Genomic DNA, 20,100 nt, shown 5'->3' on the forward strand with positions numbered 1-20,100 from the left:
GCATAAACGCTGATCCCCGCATCTGCCCAGGTATCAGGCAGATGCGTTCTCCCTGCATTTCCTCTGTGTTAATCGCCCCGTTCAAGCTCTACACTAGGTGCAACGGAGGGCCTATGCCGCAGTTTGAAAACGCTTACCAACATCAGTTAGCCGGTTTTTATACCGAATTGAATCCCACTCCGCTGAAAGGCGCTCGTTTGCTGTATCACAGCGAACCGCTGGCACGCGAACTGGGGCTGGACGAAAGCTGGTTTACCCAGGACAAAACCCCGATTTGGGCGGGTGAGAAACTGTTGCCGGGCATGCGACCGCTGGCGCAGGTTTACAGTGGCCATCAGTTCGGCGTTTGGGCCGGGCAGTTGGGGGATGGCCGGGGCATTTTGCTGGGTGAACAACGCCTGGCGGATGGCCGCAGCATGGACTGGCACCTGAAAGGGGCGGGATTGACGCCTTATTCACGCATGGGCGACGGGCGTGCGGTACTGCGTTCGGCGATCCGTGAGTTCCTCGCCTCCGAGGCACTGCACCATCTGGGCATTCCAACCACCCGTGCGCTGACCATTGTGACCAGTGAAGAGCCGGTTTATCGTGAGCAACCTGAGCGTGGAGCGATGTTGCTACGCGTAGCGGAAAGCCACGTGCGTTTCGGCCACTTTGAGCATTTTTATTACCGCAAGCAGCCGGAACAGGTGCAGCAGCTGGCCGATTTTGTCATTGCCCGTCACTGGCCGCAGTTGCAAGATCAGGCGGAGGGTTACTTACTGTGGTTTACCGACGTGGTTGAGCGCACTGCGCGGCTCATCGCCCATTGGCAGACCGTCGGTTTCGCTCACGGCGTAATGAACACCGATAACATGTCGATTCTGGGGCTTACCATCGACTATGGCCCTTATGGCTTCCTCGACGACTACAAGCCCGACTATATTTGCAACCACTCTGATCATCAGGGGCGCTATGCCTTCGATAATCAACCGGCGGTGGCGCTGTGGAACCTCCATCGGCTGGCACAGACCCTGTCCGGGCTGATGAGTACCGAACAACTGCAGCAGGCATTGGCGGCCTATGAACCGGCCCTGATGCGCGCTTACGGGGAACAGATGCGCGCCAAGCTCGGCTTCTTCACCCAATCGCAGCAGGATAACGATTTGCTCACCGGGTTGCTGAGCCTGATGGCGCAAGAAGGCCGGGACTATAGCCGAACTTTCCGCTTGTTAAGTCATACCGAACAGCAACAGGCGCAGTCGCCGCTGCGTGATGAATTTATCGATCGCGCTGCGTTCGACGGTTGGTACCAACAATACCGCCAGCGCTTGCAGCAAGAACAGGTGAGCGACGCTGAGCGTCAACAGGCGATGAAGGCGGTGAATCCGAAGCTGATCCTGCGCAACTATCTGGCGCAGCAGGCGATTGAAAGTGCCGAACGGGATGATGTCAGCAAACTGGCGCGCCTGCATCAGGCCTTGTTGACGCCGTTTGCTGACGCGCCGGAATATGACGATCTCGCCGCATTGCCGCCGGATTGGGGCAAGCATCTGGAGATATCCTGCTCGAGTTAACTGAAATGAAATGAAAGGATGACGGGCGCGGCGGGTACCGCGCCCGGTACTGCCACTACTGGCGTAAATACACCTGCGGTAACGCCACTTCCGGGTGATGTACTACCCCCAAATCTGCCTGATACCAGCGGGTGAGTATTTCCGCCTGCAACACCTCCTGCGGCGTACCCGAGGCGACCAATTGCCCCTGATGCAGCAATAAAATGCGGTCGGCATACAGCGCGGCCAGGTTGAGGTCATGCAGCACGCAGCACACCGCGATCGGCTGTTGGCGCGTAAGCGTGCGCAGCAACCTCAGCGTATGTTGCTGGTGGTAGAGATCCAGTGCCGAAGTCGGTTCGTCAAGGAACAGCCAGGACGGGGTGGGCTGTGGCTGCCAAAGTTGTGCCAGCACGCGGGCCAACTGTACCCGTTGCTGCTCGCCGCCGGAAAGCTGGCGATAATCGCGTTGGGCCAGTTCAAGGCAGTCGGTTTGCGCCATCACCTGTTGCACCGCATGCCGTGCATCGCGTTTGCCGTGCGGTGCCCGTCCCATGCTGACCACTTCCTCCACGGTAAAAGGAAAGGCCAAATCACTGTGCTGGCGCATCACCGCGCGTACCTTCGCCAACTGCTGCGGTTGCCACTGTTCTAACGGTCGTCCCAGTAGCTGACATTCGCCGCAACCCGGAGCCAGATAGCCGGTTAACAAGCGCAACAACGTAGACTTACCTGCGCCGTTTGGCCCGATTATTGCCACCATTTCGCCGCTGGCGATACTGAGCGAAACGTCGTTTATCAGCCGACGTGAACCCAGGCTGTAACGCAATTGCTGCGCCGTCAGGCTTGAGGAGTTATCCACCCACACGCTCCCGCTGGCGCATCACCAGCCATAAGAAGTAAGGCCCGCCGATCAGGCTGGTCATCAACCCGACCGGCATTTCCGCCGGTGCTACCAGGGTGCGTGCCAGCGTATCGCTGACCAACAGCAGGCAGGCACCGCCCAACGCGGAGCAGGGCAACAGCCAGCGGTGGTCGCCGCCGAGGCGCATGCGTACCAGGTGCGGCACCACCAGACCGATAAAGCCAATCACGCCGCTCATCGCCACCGAGGCGCCAATCAACAAGGCGCTAAGCAACAGCAGTTGCAGCTTGGCGCGCTGGACGTTGACCCCGAGGTAATGCGCTTCTTCATCCCCCAGTTGCAACAGATTCAGGCGACGCGCCTGTAACAGGGTCATTAAGGTGGTCGGCAGGATCAGGGAAGCGCACACCACCAGCGTCGGCCATTGCGACTGGCTAAGGCTGCCCATCATCCACAGCGAGAACTGACGCAGCTGTTGGTCGTTGCTGAGGTAAGACAGCACGCCAATCGCCGCCATGCACAGGGCGTTGATGGCAATCCCCGCCAGCAGCAGGCGCGACAGGCTGCCGTGGCCGCTGCGGCTGATACCGTAGATCAACAGCGACACCAGCATGCTGCCGAGGAACGCCGCCAGCATATGGCCATACAGGGCAATCACCGGAGGCAACGCCAGAGGCATCACGATAATCAGCGCGACAAACAGCGCGCCGCCGCTGCTAATGCCCAGCAGGCTCGGGTCAGCCAGCGGGTTGCGAAACAACCCTTGCATGACGGCACCAGATACCGCTAATGCACAGCCGATCACCACCGCCAGCAGTACGCGCGGCAGACGGATATTTAGCCAGATATGCCAGGCGGTGTCGCTGAACGGCTGTTGCCACAGAGTGCGAAACGACAGGGGCAATGCCCCCATATTGGCGGCACCCAGCGCCAGCAGCGCCAGTAACACCAGCAGGCCGGCAATCGCCACGCGTGGGGAAGTGCGACTGCGCATTACTTTTGCTCCGCCGCGTGGCGTAGTTTGGCCAACGCCGCCGGCGTTTCCAGCCCAAAGCCCAGCAGCGCCATATCGTCAACCACCAGCACGCGGTGGTTTTTCCCCGCTGGCGTGAGCGCGACGCCCGGCAAGTTCCACAATTGTTGTTGGCCACCGAGCGTTTTTATGCCGTCAGTGGTGACCAACAGCAGATCGGGCGCGCTGGCGATCACGCCTTCCTGCGACAGGGGACGATAGCGACTGAATCCCTGCATCGCATTCTTCAAACCGGCTGCCGTGATGACCGCGTCGGCGGCGGTGTGTTGCCCGGCGGCCATCGGTGTAATCCCCCCGTGGCTCATGACGAACAGGACCTTGACCGGCAGAGCATCGGTTTTCACCGCCGCCAGCTGTTGCTGATACCGTTCGCTCAGCTTTTTGCCTTGCTCGGTACGCTGCAACGCATTGGCGATTACCTCGATTTTCTCCGGCACGCTTTGCAACGTGGTATCGCCCGGAATGCGTACGACCTTAACGCCGCTTTCTTCCAGCTGTTTGAGCACCAGCGCCGGTTCGGCCAGTTCGGTCGTCAGCACCAGCGAAGGTTTCAACGCCAGAATACCTTCGGCATTAAGCTGACGCATGTAGCCGACATCCGGCAGCTTTTTGACGGCTTCAGGTTGCAGACTGGTACTGTCGCGCGCAATCACTTCATCGCCCGCGCCGAGTGCGAATGCAATTTCGGTGACGTCACCGCCTATCGAGACAATACGTTCCGCCGCCGCAGCGGAGAAGGGTAACGCCAGCGCAATGCACAACGCCAGGCGACGGGTCAATGAGGGTTTCATGCGGCAATGTCCTTGGGTTCAAGCGCGGCAACCTGCTCACGCCACTGGGTTTGTTCCGGCTGGCCTTCGGTACGCTGGCCGTAAAGCTGGGCGATTTGCGTGCCGTCCGCGGCAAACAGCTCCAGGCTGGTGACAAACCCGTCTTTGGTTGGCTTGCGGGTGATCCAGCTTTCGGCAATTGCGTCTTCGATCAGGTGCAGGGTGAAACGACGGTTAAACACGTTAATCCAGCCTTCCTGCGGCATCAGACGCTCGATCTGACCGGTGAAGATCTGCACGCAGCCACGGTTGCCGACAAAAATCATGATTTCGTTTTGCAGGCCCAGCGCTGCGTTGAGCAACTGGGACAGGGCGCTGTTATCCACCCGGTAGGCCAAATCGTTGCCGACGGCCTTGAAGGCCTGCTGACGCGTCAGCTTATTGCGACTTAACAACTGGAAGAACTGGTGAACGTCGGTCATTTCACGCCATTCGCGGTCGATCTTTTCGTTGTCCGGTGCGGCGTTACTGACGGTGGCGTCCGGGGCTTTCAGTGCCAACGCCGGGTTTTCTGCACTCAGGTGGCGTTCCACCAGCGCCATCCAGGCGGCCAGGTCGGTTTCGTCGGTGGTGTACACCTTATGCAACGCATCACCCTGATGATCGAAGAACTGAATGCTGTGACGCACACCGCGCTTGTTGGTTTCGCTCATGGCGAAGGCGCTGGCCCATTGGTTGAGGAACAGCCGCAAATCCAATTCGCGTGGGTTGAGGATCAGACCCGCGTGGCCGTTCAGATGCTGGTTGAGGTAGCGCCCCATCTGCTCGTGCACCGCGTAGCTGTTACGGGTGATGGATTTGGTGACGCCAACCTGCTCCAGCTCGGTCAGCAGGGTGCGGGCATCGGCCTGCAGACGACGAGTATCCTGACCGACGCGAGCATGGGTCAGTTCTGCTTCGCTGACGCCAAGCAGCTCGGCCAGATCGCGTGCGTATTTGCCTGGGTTATCAATTTTTGCCTGCTGGTAGCGTTGGTAGAGGGTATTGCTCATTGATAGTTCTCCTGTGAGAGGTGCAATCGGCGGGCATTCGGGTTGCCCGCCGGATTCAAAACGTTACCACTGGTAGCTGACCAACAGTTTGGCGTTGCGGCCATCCTGCGGAATGCCCTGCGGCGAGTAGTATTCTTTGTCGAAGGCGTTGCCCAGCACCACGGTGGTGGTAACGCCCTGCAGACGATCGCGGCCTTTATAGCTCAGGTAGAAATCATTGACGCCGTAGCCGCCTTGCTCCGGTGTGCCGGTTTCTACACGGCTGGCGCGTTGGGCCAACGTCGCAACCCACCCGGTAGAGAGACCGGTTTCACCCAGCGGGATATCCAGCGTGCTGGTAACGGTGTCTGGATTGATGCTGTTTAACCATTCGCCGCTGGTTTCATTTTTTCCACGTGTTCGGTTGTATGCCAAATCCCAGCCAAAAATTGGCGTTTTATAGCTCAACATGGCATCCCAACCCCAGATCTTCGCACGATCGATATTGGTCGAGAAAGTGGTGCAACTGATGCAATAAGGGCCACGGGGACCACGTCCCAACTCCATGGTGACGTCGGTAGTGATGTAGTCTCGGGCTTTGGTGTCGAAGTAACTGGCTTTGAATTGCAGACTATCGTCAGCTAAGAGCAGATCGTCAAAGCGCAGCCCGAAACCATACTCTTGGGTGGCATTAGTTTCCGGTTTCAGATTCGGATTGGGTACCCAATTGTTGGTGATGGTGGTAGGTCCCATGGGAATAGAGAAATGTTTAGAGTCGTTATACATTTCACCCATGGTCGGCGCACGAAATGCCTGCGAGTAAGAACCGAACAACATCAGCCAATCGGTTGGCGTAATGCTGATAGCGCCACGAGATGACCACTTGTCAGCATCCACATCCGCATAGCCGTCGCTGGAGCCTTTGTAGTTATCGTAACGAGTCCCGGCAAGCAGGGTCACCGGCAGGTCTCGCAGGGTAATTTCATCTTGTAACCAACCGGAGGCAAAGTTGATTTTCGCTTGGGGGAAGCTCTCTGTTGCACCGCCCGGCGTTTGTTCCTGCTTGTAAGCTTCACTGCCATAGGTAAACAGATGAGAAGCGAAGGTGTCAGCAAACAGGCGGGTGCGGTTTTCCAGTTTCGCGCCACGGGTAGTTTGTTTACGCGCCTCGTCTTCGTTGCCATGAGTGTGGGCGTTGATCTCCACTTCGGAATAATAGACTTTGGCTACGGCGTCGAGCCAATCCTGGCCCACCGGTTTAAGTTTGTAGCTGAGTTGACCGTCACGCTGGATGCTTGAACGATCGGTCATCAGGTTACCGCTGCTGCTAGCGGACTCCTGCGGGTTTTTCGGTTCCTGCGCCCGATTGTTGTAGTAGCGCAGGTCACCACTTAATGATTGATTTTCATCAATCTTCCAGGTGCCTTTGGCCAGCACATTGCTGATGGTCTCGTCGTTGGGCGCGTCAAAACCGTTGCCCTGACGCAAATCGCCAACGTCGCGAGTGCCGAATGACAGCAGGCCGTCGAGGTTGTCGGTCTTGCCATAGGCGCTGGCGCCCATACCCAGGCTGTGATCGCCACTGCCCGCTGTGCCGTAAACCCGGAACCCGGTGTCATGACCTGGCAGCAGCAGATCGGCGGCATCCACGGTTTCATAAGCAATTACGCCGCCCAGTGCGCCACTGCCGTAAAGCAGGGCCGAAGGGCCGCGTACCACTTCAATGCGTTTTACCAGTGCCGGATCCAGGAAGGTGGCGCCAAGATGACCGGTATCGGTGCCTTGACGGATACCGTCTACCAGCGTCAGTACGCCGTTTTTACCGTAGCCGCGCATGAAAACATCTTGGCCATTGGTACGGCCGGTGCCATTGACGGTTATGCCCGGCACGCGGCGCAGCATGTCGGCGGCGCTGGTGGCGGTCTGGCTTTCAGGGCTATTGCCTTCGATCACGGTGACCATCATCGGCGCTTCAAAACTGCTGCGTGCATTGCCGGTGGCGGCAACGGTCAGGGTTTCGTCGCTGGCTTTACTTGTTTTAGCCGACACATCGCTGGAAGAAGAAGCCGTGTGGTTGGTTTGTGCAAAAGTCACCGTCGGCAGAGCGCAGGCAATCGCCAGACTCAATGCGGATAAACGCAGCCGGGTGTAAGGGATCAGAGGCATGTCGCAACTCTCCGTATGTTTTTAACATATCAATAGATTTGCTGGCTGCCTGGATCAATATCGATCGGGGTGGCTGGCGTTGAGGGATGGGTGTTATTTGGTCAGGATCAATTTCCCGGCTTTGGTCTGCCGCAGCTGGTAGCGCTGGCCCTGATGGATGATGATCGCCACGCCCTCGGCGTCGAGCAGCTGAGCGCTGTCGTAGCAGGGAGGCGAGGTCAGGCCACTCACCGCGGGGCTTACGGTTTTGGCAGGTAAGTCGTGATTGTGATTATCCATCGTCATGTGTTTATAAAACAGACCGTTAAATAGCAATTAATATCAAAGTGAGAATCATTATCATGTGAACGAAAGGTTACATCAAGGAAAATTTTCTTACCGATGGAACCTTTTTGTAGGAAGGGAAGGTGAGAGGGGCTGAAGGGGCTCAGCCCGTCTAAAACAAGGTTATTTCAGCAGGGTTTCAATGCGGTCGAACAGGCGCTCGGGTTTGGTGATCGGTGCGAAGCGTTTCACCCGTTGACCGTCGGCGGTCAGCAGGAATTTGGTGAAGTTCCATTTGATTCGCTGGCTGCCCAATACGCCCGGGGCAAGGCGTTTCAATTCATTGAACAGCGGATGCGCCCCAGGACCGTTGACCTCAATCTTGCTGAACAGCGGGAAGCTGACGCCGTAGTTCAGAGTGCAGAAGTTGGCGATCTCCAGGGGATTACCGGGCTCTTGCGAACCGAACTGATTGCAGGGAAAGCCCAGCACCATCAGCCCCCGTTCGCGGTAATACTGCCACAGGTTTTCCAGCCCACGGTATTGCGGCGTAAAACCGCATTTACTGGCGGTGTTAACCACCAGATAGGCTCGGGCGGGGAAATCCCCCAGCGTTTTGTGTTCCCCTTGCAGGGTGACGCAGGGGATGGATAACAGTGAGTGGATCATGTCGAGGTTCCAAATCCTTTCCAGGGAGACTGCGAGAATTGCTAACAGTATAGATGAGCGGATGACAGGAGAAAAAGCCGGGACGGGCGCCCCGGCTTTGGCATCAGAAGCGGGTATCTACCGCATCGGCCAGCATGGCCAGCAGCTGTTCGCTGTCGGCCCAGCTCAGGCAAGGATCGGTAATTGACTGACCGTAGGTGAGCGGTTGACCGGCCACGATTTTCTGGGTGCCTTCCACCAGGAAGCTTTCCGCCATCACGCCGGTCACGGCAGCAGAACCGGCACGGATTTGCTGGCAAACATTTTCTGCTACTTCCAACTGGCGGCGATGCAGTTTCTGGCAGTTGCCGTGGCTGAAGTCGATCACCAGGTGTTCCGGCAGGTCGAATTCACGCAGGCTGTCGCAAGCGGCAACGATATCGGTAGCATGGTAGTTCGGGGTTTTGCCACCGCGCATGATGATATGACCATAAGGATTGCCGCTGGTCTGATAGATAGTCATCTGGCCGTGTTTGTCCGGGGACAGGAACATGTGCCCGGCGCGCGCCGCACGAATGGCGTCAATGGCGATGCGAGTATTGCCGTCGGTACCGTTTTTGAAGCCCACCGGGCAGGAGAGCGCCGAGGCCATCTCACGGTGGATCTGGCTTTCGGTGGTCCGTGCGCCAATCGCGCCCCAACTGATCAGGTCGGCGATGTATTGACCGACCACCATATCGAGGAATTCGGTAGCGGTAGGCAGGCCGAGCTGGTTCACTTCCAGCAGCAGCCGACGCGCCATTTCGATCCCACGATTCACCTGGAAGCTGCCATCCAGCGCCGGATCGGAGATCAGGCCTTTCCAGCCCACCACGGTACGCGGTTTTTCAAAATAGGTGCGCATCACGATTTCCAGGCGATCCTGGTAACGTATGCGCAGTTGGTTCAGGCGGCCGGCATAGTCTACGGCGGCGTCGAGATCGTGTATCGAGCATGGGCCGATAACCACCAGCAGGCGGCGATCTTCACCGGTCAGGATTTTTTCAATGCGTTGCCGGGAGGCCGTCACGTTATCCGCGATTTCCGCCGAGATCGGCAACTTCTCCGCCAGTTCTTGCGGCGTGACAAGGCTGTCGATGCGCGCGGTCCGCAGTTCATCTGTTTTGTGCATGATTTTCTCTAAAGACTTTTCTTCGCTGCGGCAGGAGTGCCGGGAAGTGATGGCGATCACAATAACGTAAAAACCGATGAATTCAACCGGAGAAACTGTGTTCTGTTGATCAGAATCGCTAAAAAAAGCACAAAAAACGTCGCCAATGAAGAAATAAGCAGCACGCGGTAGGGGACCGGCCCACCGCGTGAAAACTAGAACATGCGGCGGCTCATGCCCAGAATGTCCAGAATTTTGGTCGAGATCTCCTCTACCGAATAATTGGTGGTATTGAGATAACGGATCTGGTTTTTACGGAACAGCGCTTCCACCTCGGCAAGCTCCATTCGACACTGGCGAATAGAGGCATAACGGCTGTTTTCGCGCCGTTCTTCACGGATAGCGGCTAAACGCTCCGGATCGATAGTCAGGCCGAAAAGCTTGTGCTGAAACGGCTTCAGCGCGGCGGGAAGGTGTAAATTGTCCATATCATCGGCGGTAAACGGGTAGTTGGCGGCGCGGATACCGAACTGCATCGCCAGGTACAGGCTGGTGGGGGTTTTGCCACAGCGTGAAACCCCGAGCAAAATCACCTGGGCCTGGTCGAGATTGCGCAGCGAAATGCCGTCATCATGGGCTAACGTGTAGTCAATAGCCGCGATACGGGCATCATATTTACCGAGGTTGCTGGCCGTCAGGCCGTGGGTACGATTAGGGACCGGGGTGGGCTCCACCTCTAACTCGCCCTGCAGCGGGCCGACCAGTGCTTGCACAATATCCTGACAAAACCCTTCGCTCTGGGTGATGACTTTGCGCACTTCCGGCGAAATGATCGAGTAAAACACCAGGGGCCGCACGCCGGTATCTCGATAGATATCGTTAATCTGCTGGCAGACTCCACGGGCGCGCGCCTCGGTTTCGACAAAGGGCAGCGTAAAGGTTGTGGCCTTCACCGGAAATTGAGACAGCACGGCGTGGCCCAAAACCTCGGCGGTGATCGCCGTGCCATCCGAAATATAAAAAACGCTTCTTTCCACCCGAGGCTCCTTACCTGAAACGGTGATGCAGTCATCGCATCTGCTTGCTCTTATCATGGGCTTGAGATGATCGAGCGGTAAAGGGGCGGGCAAAAAAAATGTGATAGTGAGGGCAGAGTCGTCGATTAATTTCGCCGATCAAGGAATAAGCTTTCGTCGGAGCGTTATTGATTGAAACGCTATTTTAAATTTTATGAAAAGCAGGGATTTCTTTTTCTTGAGGAATGGTTCCACAGAACGATGTTATTTTCACCAAAGTCATTAGTAATAATATGGTTTTTAAAAATCAAGTTTAAAAATTACTTAATTTGTTGAGATTTAAGCTATTAGTGCGACAGGGAACGATTCCATCCTCATTTTTCATTTCAGGAAGTTTTCCTAAAATCCATTTTCTTCGCCGGGTTGATCGATTCACCTTTCCATTTCCTATGGATCATTGTGCTAGTCTGATTCGGCACCGTTTTAGCGGCGCTGAGAAAGCAAGCGAATTAAATCCGTCTATACCCTACTGATAGCAATAAGGATTGTCTCGATGTCCAACAATGGCCCAGACTTGCGTAATGTGCTTTGGTACAACCAGCTCGGCATGCACGACGTTGACCGTGTCGGCGGCAAAAATGCCTCCCTCGGTGAAATGATCACCAATCTTTCCGATTTGGGCGTAGCCGTGCCAAACGGTTTTGCCACCACCGCGCAGGCGTTTAACGATTTCCTCGAGCAAAGCGGTGTTAACCAGCGCATCTATCAGTTACTGGATCAAACTGACGTTGACGACATTGCCCAACTGACCAAGGCCGGCGCGCAAATCCGTCAATGGATCATCGACACGCCGTTCCACGCAGAGTTCGAGCGCGAAATAAATCTGGCTTACCAGCAACTGGCCGACGGCGAGTCGGAAGCCTCTTTTGCCGTGCGTTCTTCCGCCACCGCAGAAGACATGCCGGACGCTTCCTTTGCCGGGCAGCAGGAAACCTTCCTCAACGTGCAGGGCATCGACGCCGTAATGGTGGCGATCAAGCACGTATATGCCTCATTGTTTAACGACCGTGCCATCTCTTACCGCGTGCATCAGGGTTACGATCACCGCGGCGTGGCCTTATCGGCCGGCGTGCAGCGCATGGTACGTTCTGACCTGGCGTCTTCCGGCGTGATGTTCACCATCGATACCGAATCCGGTTTTGACCAGGTGGTGTTTATCACTTCCGCCTTCGGCCTGGGTGAAATGGTAGTGCAGGGCGCGGTAAACCCTGACGAGTTCTACGTACATAAACCGACGCTGCTGAAAGGCAAGCCGGCTATCGTGCGTCGTAACCTCGGGTCGAAGAAAATCCGCATGGTGTACGCACCTTCGCAGGATCACGGCAAACAGGTACAAATTGAAGACGTGCCAGAGCAGCAACGCAATCGTTTCTCTCTGACCGACGAAGAAGTACAGGGCCTGGCGCATCAGGCACTGCTGATCGAAAAACACTACGGTCGTCCGATGGATATCGAGTGGGCCAAAGACGGTCATACCGGCAAGCTGCTGATTGTTCAGGCCCGTCCGGAAACCGTGCGTTCCAACGAACAGACGATGGAGCGTTACCAGCTTAACGGCAGCAGCCCGGTGCTGGTGGAAGGGCGCGCCATCGGCCACCGCATTGGCGCGGGCCCGGTAAAAGTCATCCATAATATCAGCGAAATGGACCTGATCGAGCCTGGCGACGTGCTGGTGACGGACATGACCGACCCGGACTGGGAACCGATCATGAAAAAGGCCGCGGCAATCGTCACCAACCGTGGCGGCCGTACCTGCCACGCGGCGATCATCGCGCGCGAGCTCGGCATTCCTGCCGTGGTCGGTTGCGGTAACGCTACCGATCTGCTGAAGGCAGGCCAGAAGGTCACCGTCTCTTGTGCGGAAGGCGATACCGGCTTTGTGTACAGCGATATGCTCGACTTCAGCGTGCAGAGTTCCGAAGTGACCGAGCTGCCGTCACTGCCGCTGAAAATCATGATGAACGTCGGTAACCCCGACCGCGCCTTTGACTTTGCGCGCTTGCCGAACGAAGGCGTGGGCCTGGCCCGGCTGGAATTTATCATCAACCGCATGATTGGCGTGCATCCGAGGGCATTGCTGGAGTTTGATCAACAGACTCCAGAACTGCAGCAGGAAATCAAGGCGCTGATGCAAGGCTACGACCACCCGGTCGAGTTCTATGTGGGCCGCCTGACGGAAGGGATTGCCACGCTGGGGGCGGCATTCTGGCCGAAGCGAGTGATTGTGCGCCTGTCTGACTTCAAATCCAATGAATATGCCAACCTGGTGGGCGGTGAGAAATACGAGCCGCATGAAGAGAACCCGATGTTGGGCTTCCGTGGCGCTGGCCGTTACGTCGCCGACAGCTTCCGCGATTGCTTCGCGATGGAATGCGACGCGGTAAAACGCGTGCGTAATGAAATGGGCCTGACCAACGTCGAAATCATGGTGCCTTTCGTGCGTACCGTAGCGCAGGCGGAAGCGGTGGTCGCCGAATTGGCGCGCCAGGGTCTGAAGCGTGGCGAAAACGGCCTGAAAGTGATCATGATGTGCGAAATTCCGTCCAATGCCCTGTTGGCGGATCAGTTCCTGGAACACTTCGATGGCTTCTCTATCGGCTCCAACGACATGACCCAGCTGACGCTGGGGCTGGATCGCGATTCGGGCGTGGTGTCTGAACTGTTTGACGAGCGTAACGAGGCGGTTAAAGCGCTGCTGTCGATGGCGATTCAAGCGGCTAAACGCCATGGCAAATACGTCGGTATTTGCGGGCAGGGCCCTTCCGATCATGAGGACTTCGCCGAGTGGTTGATGGAGCAGGGCATTGACAGCCTGTCGCTCAACCCGGATACCGTGGTGCAAACCTGGGTCAATCTGTCGAAGAAAAAGTAATTCTTCGACATAAGATTCCGCATTAACTCTAAAGCCGTAGCTCAGGTTACGGCTTTATTATTTCTGAATGTAAATAGAATGGATATCGGCATTAATCTTGGCCAAAAAAAGAATAAAAAAAAGCCCATCATAGGAGACGGGCAAAGACTACACACAGCAATTCACATGTATGGCATTACATTGTTAGGAAATCTTGCTTTAAATCAGATGTTTGAAGCAATAGATGGCAATAATACTAGATATTTAAACGAAATTAGTCATTAAGAATCATCCTAATCAAGATCCAGGTTCCCATTTATTTTAAACCTTGCTCAATTCTATCTTCAGGCTAAAAAGATGTATTCATGCGGTATGTTTAATTAATGCCCGTTAGCCCGGCATTCAGAGGGACTTTATTAATTATCGCCGCGACGGATTGAAGTAAATGAGAATGGGTGTGGATAAAGAAAGGATTCTGCCCGGGGAGCCGGGCAGAGATCCGGATTACATCTGTTCCAGGTCTTTGGCGACTTCTTCCAGATCGGTTGTCGGTTCCGGTGCTTCGTTCATCCAGGCGGTGAGCAAGCGATAAGACACCGCCAGCACCACAGGGCCGATAAACAGGCCAATCATGCCGAAAGCCAATAGGCCGCCGATAACACCGGACAAGATCAGCAGCATCGGCAGATCGGCACCCATGCGGATCAGCACCGGCCTCAATACGTTATCCAGCGTAGCCACCACGCAGCTCCAGACCAGCAGCACGGTGCCCCAGGTGGTGTCACCGCTCCAGTACAGCCAGATAATGGCTGGCACCAGCACCAACAGCGGCCCCAGTTGCGCGACACAGCAGATAAAGATCAGCACCGTCAGCAGGGTGGCGGCTGGAATGCCAGTCACCGCCAGGCCAATACCACCCAATACCGATTGTACCAGCGCCGTCACCACCACGCCCAAAGCCACCGCACGGATTGCCTGACCACCCAGCACGACGGCAGCATCGCCTCGTTCGGCGCCAAGACGCGTTGCGAAGTGGCGAATGCCCAGGGCAACCTGCTCACCACGGGCATAGAGCAATACGCTAAACAAAAGCATCAGCGTGCAATGTAACAACAGGCGACCAATATGCGCCGCCTGCGCCACAAACCAGGTGGCGGTTTGGCCGAAGTAGGGTTGCACTTTCGCCACCAGGGCGGTGCCGCCGGCACTCACCAGCGTATGGTAGCTGTTATAAATCTTATCGCCGATCATCGGGATCGATTGCAGCCACGCCAGATCGGGAATATGCAGCTTGCCGGGGGTACTGGCCCAGGCAACCACGGGCGCGCTGTTGTCGACCACGCTGCTGACCAGCAGAGAAATCGGCAGGATGAACAGCAGGATCAACAGCAACGTCATGACCAACACGGCCAGCGAGCGGCGGCCCCAAAGTATTTTTTGCAGCTTGATCAGCAGCGGCCAGGTGGCGATAACCACCATGCCGGCCCAGGCAAAGCCGAGAATGAACGGTTGAATGACCCAAAAACAGGCGACGATCATAATGGCGATAAACAGCACGCCAAAAATAATCCGTGGCAAATCGTATCGGGACTGGGGGATTGTCATGAATGGGTTCTCATCCTGGTAAGTTAATTCCTTTGTTTAGATTAAGCATGGTGCATTTTCGTCACTTTTCATCATGCGCCGCACCTTTTATCGCGCGTCGTCTGACGACCTAATAATGTGCATGCCTTCACTAAACGAGTATGTTAGTTTTTATGCCTAATAAAAAGTAGGGTGGGTCTGAATAAAGGCCTGATTCAGCGTGCATAAGCGCATAAAAAATAGACAGACAGGGTCAAAAAGCGAATGATCCCACAGATTTCTCAGGCACCCGGCCTCGTTCAACGGGTGCTCGACTTTTTGGAAGCCTTAAAGCAAAACGGATTCAATGGCGATATCGCCACCAGCTACGCCGACCGGCTGACGATGGCGACCGACAACAGTATCTATCAGTTGCTGCCCGACGCGGTAGTGTTTCCCCGCTCCACCGCAGACGTGGCGCTGATTGCACGCCTGGCGGCTGAAGAGCGTTTCAACGCGCTGACCTTTAGCCCCCGCGGCGGCGGAACCGGCACCAACGGACAGTCGCTTAACAGCGGCATCGTGGTGGACATGTCGCGCCACATGAACCGTATTCTGGACATCAACGTCGAGCAGGGGTGGGTCAAGGTGGAGGCTGGGGTGATCAAAGACCAGCTTAACCAGTACCTGCGGCCCTTGGGTTATTTTTTCTCGCCGGAGCTTTCCACCAGTAACCGCGCCACGCTGGGCGGCATGATCAATACCGACGCTTCCGGCCAGGGGTCGCTGGTGTACGGTAAAACCTCCGATCACGTACTGGGCCTGCGGGCGGTTTTGCTGGGCGGCGACATGATCGACACTCGCGCCATGCCGACGCCACTGGCGGAAACGATTGCCTGTGAGGAAACCCTTGAGGGGCAGATTTACCGAACGGTACTCAACAGTTGCCGTGACCAACGCGCGCTGATCCTGGAAAAATTCCCCAAGCTAAACCGCTTCCTGACCGGCTACGATCTACGACACGTGTTTAGCGACGATCTGCAAACCTTCGATTTGACGCGTATCCTGACCGGCGCCGAAGGAACTCTGGCCTTTATTACCGAAGCGCGGTTGGACATTACGCCGCTGCCGAAGGTGCGCCGCCTGGTGAACGTTAAATACGACTCCTTTGATTCCGCGCTGCGTAATGCGCCCTTTATGGTTGAAGCCAAGGCGTTGTCGGTAGAAACCATCGATTCCAAGGTGTTGAACCTGGCGCGTGAGGATATCGTCTGGCATTCGGTGAGCGAACTGATCACCAACGTGCCGGATAAAGAGATGCTGGGCCTGAACATCGTCGAATTTGCCGGTGACGACCAGGTCCTGATCGACCAGCAGATGGAAAGCCTGTGCTTGCGATTGGACGAGCTGATCTCCGAGAGGCAGGGCGGCGTGATTGGCTATCAGATCTGTGGTGATTTGGTGGGCATCGAGCGCATTTATAACATGCGCAAAAAGGCGGTCGGGTTATTGGGTAACGCCAAAGGGCGGGCCAAACCGATTCCCTTTGCCGAAGACACCTGCGTGCCGCCTCAGCATCTGGCCGATTACATCGTCGAATTCCGTCAGTTGCTGGACAGCCACAACCTCAGCTACGGCATGTTCGGTCACGTCGATGCCGGCGTGCTGCATGTGCGTCCCGCGCTGGACATGTGCGATCCCCAGCAGGAAGTGCTGATGAAACAGCTCTCCGATCGGGTGGTGGCACTGACCGCCAAATACGGCGGCTTGCTGTGGGGTGAACACGGTAAAGGCTTCCGCGCCGAATACAGCCCGGAGTTTTTCGGCGAGCAGCTGTATCTGGAACTGCGTCGCATCAAAGCCGCATTCGATCCGAACAACCGCCTCAACCCTGGCAAAATTTGCTCGCCGCTGGGCGTCGATGCGCCAATGATGAAAGTGGACGCCGTCAAGCGCGGTACCCTCGATCGCCGCATTCCTGTCGAGGTACGTACTTCGTTCCGGGGGGCGATGGAATGTAACGGCAACGGTCTGTGCTTCAACTTTGACGTGCGTAGCCCGATGTGCCCGTCGATGAAAATCACCGGCAATCGTATCCATTCGCCAAAAGGCCGGGCCGCGCTGGTGCGTGAATGGCTGCGTCTGCTGTCCGAGCAGGGCGTCGATCCCGTGGCGTTGGAAAAACAGCTGCCACAGCAGCGGCTCAGTTTCCGAACGCTGATCGAGAAAACCCGTAACAGCTGGTACGCCGGCAAAGGCGAATATGACTTCTCGCACGAGGTGAAAGAGGCGATGTCCGGCTGTCTGGCCTGCAAAGCCTGTTCTACCCAATGCCCGATCAAGATTGACGTGCCGGGCTTCCGTTCGCGTTTCCTGCAGCTTTACCACACGCGTTATCTGCGGCCGGCGCGTGACTATATGGTCGCCGGGGTAGAGAGCTATACGCCGCTGATGGCGAAAGCGCCCAAGGTGTTCAACTTCTTCTTCCGTCAGCCCTGGGTGCGTGAGCTAAGCCGCAATACTGTCGGCATGGTTGATTTGCCGATGCTCTCCAGCCCGACGCTGCGTCAACAGCTTTCCGGCCATGGTGCCACGACCATGACGCTGGAACAGCTTGAAGCGCTGAATGCTGAACAACGCGAGCAGCACGTTTTGATCGTGCAGGATCCCTTCACCAGCTATTACGATGCCAAAGTGGTGGCGGACTTTGTACGGCTGGTGGAAAAGCTCGGCTACCGGCCGGTGCTGCTGCCGTTTTCTCCGAATGGCAAGGCGCAACATATCAAAGGATTCCTGACGCGCTTTGCTCGTACTGCGCGCAAAACCGCCGATTTCCTCAATCGGGTGGCAAAACTCGGTATGCCGCTGGTGGGGGTCGATCCGGCGCTGGTGCTGTGTTATCGCGATGAATATAACGAGATCCTGGGGGAAACCCGCGGGGACTTCCAGGTGCAACTGGTGCACGAATGGTTGCAGCAACTGCTGGCCGAGCGGGCTGAACAGCCTGCGACCGGTGAGGCCTGGTATCTGTTCGGTCACTGTACTGAAACCACGGCCTTACCAGCCAGCGGTCAGCACTGGACGTCGATCTTTGCTCGCTTCGGCGCCAGGCTGGAAAATGTCAGCGTAGGCTGCTGCGGCATGGCGGGTACTTACGGGCATGAAGTGAAGAACCTGCAGAATTCGCTCGGCATTTATGAGCTATCATGGCACCAGGCATTGCAACGTTTGCCGCGGCAACGTTGTCTGGCGACCGGTTACTCCTGTCGCAGCCAGGTCAAACGTATTGAGGGTAACGGTGTACGGCACCCATTACAGGCACTTCTGGAGATGATTGAGTGAAACTGTGGAAACGAGAAACGACGCTGGAACAATTAAACCAGGCCGGTGAAGGCTGCATGGTCAGCCATGTGGGGATCCAGTTTACCCGAATGGAAGAGGATTACCTTGAGGCTACCATGCCTGTGGACCACCGTACGCGGCAGCCGTTTGGTTTGTTGCACGGTGGGGCCTCGGTGGTGCTGGCGGAGTCGATGGGATCGATGGCTGGTTACCTGTGCAGCGAGGGCGATCAGAAAGTAGTAGGGCTGGAGATCAATGCCAACCACCTGCGAGCGGTGTTTGAAGGCCAGGTACGCGGGGTTTGTCGCGCACTGCATGTTGGCCGTCGGCATCAGGTGTGGCAGATTGAAATCTTCGATTCGCGCGACCGCCTTTGCTGCACTTCGCGTTTAACCACCGCAGTGATCGATTAAGTTTCCTTCCCCCGCAGGCATTCCGGCCTGCGGGTTTCTTGTCAGTCGGCGGGGTTACAGCTGAAACGGCACCCGCTTGACGAAGTCCTTCTGGAAGGCGTTGGCTTTCTCCCAGGTGCCTTCCATCGCGTATTTCTGGCAGATCAGGGTCAGGGTATGGCGGGCAAAATGGTAGCTCTGAACCCGAAACAGCTGGCAGCGCTGCGGATTGTTGATTTCCACGATCAGCCGATTATGCAGCTTGCTCAACGCGTGCAGATAGCTTTCATCATCGCCGTTTTCCAGGCACAGATTGGCCATGTTGAGGCTGACATTGTTGTAGCGTTTCAGGTGGTTGATATTGCACTCCGGCCGCCTGAGCGACGCTTCCGCCATGTAGAAATCTACCGTGGCGTCACGCACGCTGAACTTATAGTCATCAATTTTGCCCAGCAGCCACGCATTCATCGAGATATTCATTTGCCCGCGCTCAATTTGTAATTGAATGATAATCATTATCATATTTACTGGCGCGTTTACGATCAATCATTCTGTTGAAATTTTTATCGCGGCAGGGGGATGCATTGAGCGCACGGCGACCCAATATGGTCAGTAACGACTAAACTTTAGTCATAGAGCCTGCGAATTGTCTGCCTGCAGTGAAGCGCGAAAGAGTGGGAAAAGTCCCTTATTGTCGATAAACGCATTTTTAAGACAGACAAAATTCAGAAATAGGTATTTTCTATGAATGTTTAAAGCAAAATAAAAATCCGGATCTGTAAAGCGTTCGAGCCAATAGGCAAGCGCGAAGGTAGTACAGGATGTGCTGTAAATTCATAGGGATAAATTGATCCCCTTGCCGACCTGCAGCGATTGTGTCGCTGACTGTCCCGCGCGCTTGCCGCATGCCGAAACGAAAATCCGGGTTTTTGGCGGATACCCCCGCAAAACAAACGGTTGAAGTGATAATTGTTATCACTAACATAGTAGCAACCCAGATTGGCTGTGGAAAAACACGAGTGTGAGGTAGGCCATATGCAAACGGAAAATGTCGGCACCTTTTCTCTGGACGAAAATGTCTGGCAAGGCATTTTGCTCAGTGATAATGCCGTACAACAAATTACTAAATTAATGCAGCAGGATCCGCAGGTGAAGGGGCTGCAGCTCGGGGTGAAGCAGTCAGGCTGCGCCGGGTTTGCCTATGTGCTGGATCTCACCCGTGAACCCGCTGACGACGACCTGCTGTTTGAGCGCGATGGCGCCAAACTGTATGTGCCGTTAAAAGCCATGCCGTTTATCGATGGCACCACGGTGGATTTTGTCCGTGAAGGGCTGAATCAGATATTCAAATTTAACAACCCTAAAGCTCAGCATGCCTGCGGGTGCGGCGAGAGTTTTGGCGTTTGAGCGATGC

At 56.0% G+C, this 20,100-nt stretch carries 16 protein-coding genes and 1 other RNA gene; 5 read left to right on the forward strand and 12 right to left on the reverse strand.

The window, feature by feature from the left end; genetic code table 11:
- Positions 1-113 precede the first annotated feature (113 nt).
- Positions 114-1,556: a protein adenylyltransferase SelO gene (locus tag M2407_RS06175; RefSeq protein ID WP_046373708.1), complete on the forward strand. Its 1,443-nt coding sequence runs from the start codon at positions 114-116 to the stop codon at positions 1,554-1,556.
- Between the two features lie 55 nt (positions 1,557-1,611).
- Here M2407_RS06175 and M2407_RS06180 read toward each other — a convergent pair whose 3' ends face one another.
- The 9 genes from M2407_RS06180 to M2407_RS06220 form a co-directional block, all read right to left on the reverse strand.
- Positions 1,612-2,397, reverse strand: a complete 786-nt coding sequence (locus M2407_RS06180) for a heme ABC transporter ATP-binding protein (RefSeq protein WP_020826640.1) — start codon at positions 2,395-2,397, stop codon at positions 1,612-1,614.
- On the reverse strand, positions 2,390-3,394 hold the full coding sequence (locus M2407_RS06185) for an iron ABC transporter permease (protein WP_128865395.1): 1,005 nt from the start codon (positions 3,392-3,394) through the stop codon (positions 2,390-2,392). Before M2407_RS06185 ends, M2407_RS06180 begins: the two co-directional genes overlap by 8 nt.
- Positions 3,394-4,224 carry a hemin ABC transporter substrate-binding protein gene (locus M2407_RS06190; RefSeq protein WP_020826642.1) on the reverse strand — a complete coding sequence of 277 codons (831 nt, stop codon included), beginning with the start codon at positions 4,222-4,224 and terminating at the stop codon, positions 3,394-3,396. Before M2407_RS06190 ends, M2407_RS06185 begins: the two co-directional genes overlap by 1 nt.
- Positions 4,221-5,255, reverse strand: a complete 1,035-nt coding sequence (locus tag M2407_RS06195; RefSeq protein WP_020826643.1) for a hemin-degrading factor — start codon at positions 5,253-5,255, stop codon at positions 4,221-4,223. Before M2407_RS06195 ends, M2407_RS06190 begins: the two co-directional genes overlap by 4 nt.
- Positions 5,256-5,318: 63 nt before the next feature.
- The gene (locus tag M2407_RS06200) at positions 5,319-7,400 is read right to left on the reverse strand and encodes a TonB-dependent hemoglobin/transferrin/lactoferrin family receptor (protein ID WP_122079093.1); all 2,082 of its coding nucleotides are present in this window, start codon (positions 7,398-7,400) and stop codon (positions 5,319-5,321) included.
- Positions 7,401-7,493: 93 nt separating this feature from the next.
- Complete coding sequence (hemP, locus tag M2407_RS06205) at positions 7,494-7,685, reverse strand: hemin uptake protein HemP (protein ID WP_170868563.1); 192 nt, start codon at positions 7,683-7,685, stop codon at positions 7,494-7,496.
- Positions 7,686-7,847: 162 nt separating this feature from the next.
- The gene (locus tag M2407_RS06210) at positions 7,848-8,333 is read right to left on the reverse strand and encodes a glutathione peroxidase (RefSeq protein WP_122079096.1); all 486 of its coding nucleotides are present in this window, start codon (positions 8,331-8,333) and stop codon (positions 7,848-7,850) included.
- Positions 8,334-8,436: 103 nt separating this feature from the next.
- Positions 8,437-9,483, reverse strand: coding sequence for a 3-deoxy-7-phosphoheptulonate synthase (locus tag M2407_RS06215; protein ID WP_046373703.1), 1,047 nt, complete (start codon positions 9,481-9,483; stop codon positions 8,437-8,439).
- A gap of 194 nt (positions 9,484-9,677) precedes the next feature.
- Positions 9,678-10,499 (reverse strand): pyruvate, water dikinase regulatory protein, encoded by an 822-nt coding sequence (locus M2407_RS06220; RefSeq protein ID WP_017892646.1) that lies wholly within the window; start codon positions 10,497-10,499, stop codon positions 9,678-9,680.
- A gap of 532 nt (positions 10,500-11,031) precedes the next feature.
- On the opposite strand from M2407_RS06220, the gene ppsA reads away from it, so the two are divergent.
- Entirely contained in the window at positions 11,032-13,410 is a 2,379-nt protein-coding gene (gene ppsA / locus M2407_RS06225; protein ID WP_201895329.1) for a phosphoenolpyruvate synthase, read from the forward strand.
- Positions 13,411-13,522: 112 nt separating this feature from the next.
- On the opposite strand, the gene rprA is transcribed toward ppsA, so the two are convergent.
- Together rprA and ydiK are read right to left on the reverse strand one after the other, a co-directional pair.
- An RNA gene (rprA, locus tag M2407_RS06230) (antisense sRNA RprA) lies at positions 13,523-13,633 on the reverse strand.
- 260 nt (positions 13,634-13,893) lie between these two features.
- A complete protein-coding gene (ydiK, locus tag M2407_RS06235; RefSeq protein ID WP_020826650.1) occupies positions 13,894-14,994 on the reverse strand; it encodes an AI-2E family transporter YdiK in 1,101 nt (366 codons plus the stop codon).
- 243 nt (positions 14,995-15,237) lie between these two features.
- On the opposite strand from ydiK, the gene M2407_RS06240 reads away from it, so the two are divergent.
- Positions 15,238-18,294, forward strand: coding sequence for an FAD-binding and (Fe-S)-binding domain-containing protein (locus tag M2407_RS06240; RefSeq protein ID WP_128865397.1), 3,057 nt, complete (start codon positions 15,238-15,240; stop codon positions 18,292-18,294).
- Complete coding sequence (gene menI / locus M2407_RS06245) at positions 18,291-18,707, forward strand: 1,4-dihydroxy-2-naphthoyl-CoA hydrolase (RefSeq protein WP_020826652.1); 417 nt, start codon at positions 18,291-18,293, stop codon at positions 18,705-18,707. Before M2407_RS06240 ends, menI begins: the two co-directional genes overlap by 4 nt.
- Positions 18,708-18,761: 54 nt before the next feature.
- Here the strand turns inward: menI and M2407_RS06250 are convergent, their stop codons facing one another.
- Positions 18,762-19,166 (reverse strand): hypothetical protein, encoded by a 405-nt coding sequence (locus tag M2407_RS06250; protein WP_004943694.1) that lies wholly within the window; start codon positions 19,164-19,166, stop codon positions 18,762-18,764.
- Between the two features lie 555 nt (positions 19,167-19,721).
- On the opposite strand from M2407_RS06250, the gene sufA reads away from it, so the two are divergent.
- Positions 19,722-20,093, forward strand: a complete 372-nt coding sequence (sufA, locus tag M2407_RS06255) for a Fe-S cluster assembly scaffold SufA (protein ID WP_020826654.1) — start codon at positions 19,722-19,724, stop codon at positions 20,091-20,093.
- Positions 20,094-20,100 lie beyond the last annotated feature (7 nt).

Origin of the sequence: Serratia sp. BIGb0234 (assembly GCF_024809915.1) — a bacterium.
In the GTDB taxonomy this organism is placed as follows: domain Bacteria; phylum Pseudomonadota; class Gammaproteobacteria; order Enterobacterales; family Enterobacteriaceae; genus Serratia; species Serratia liquefaciens.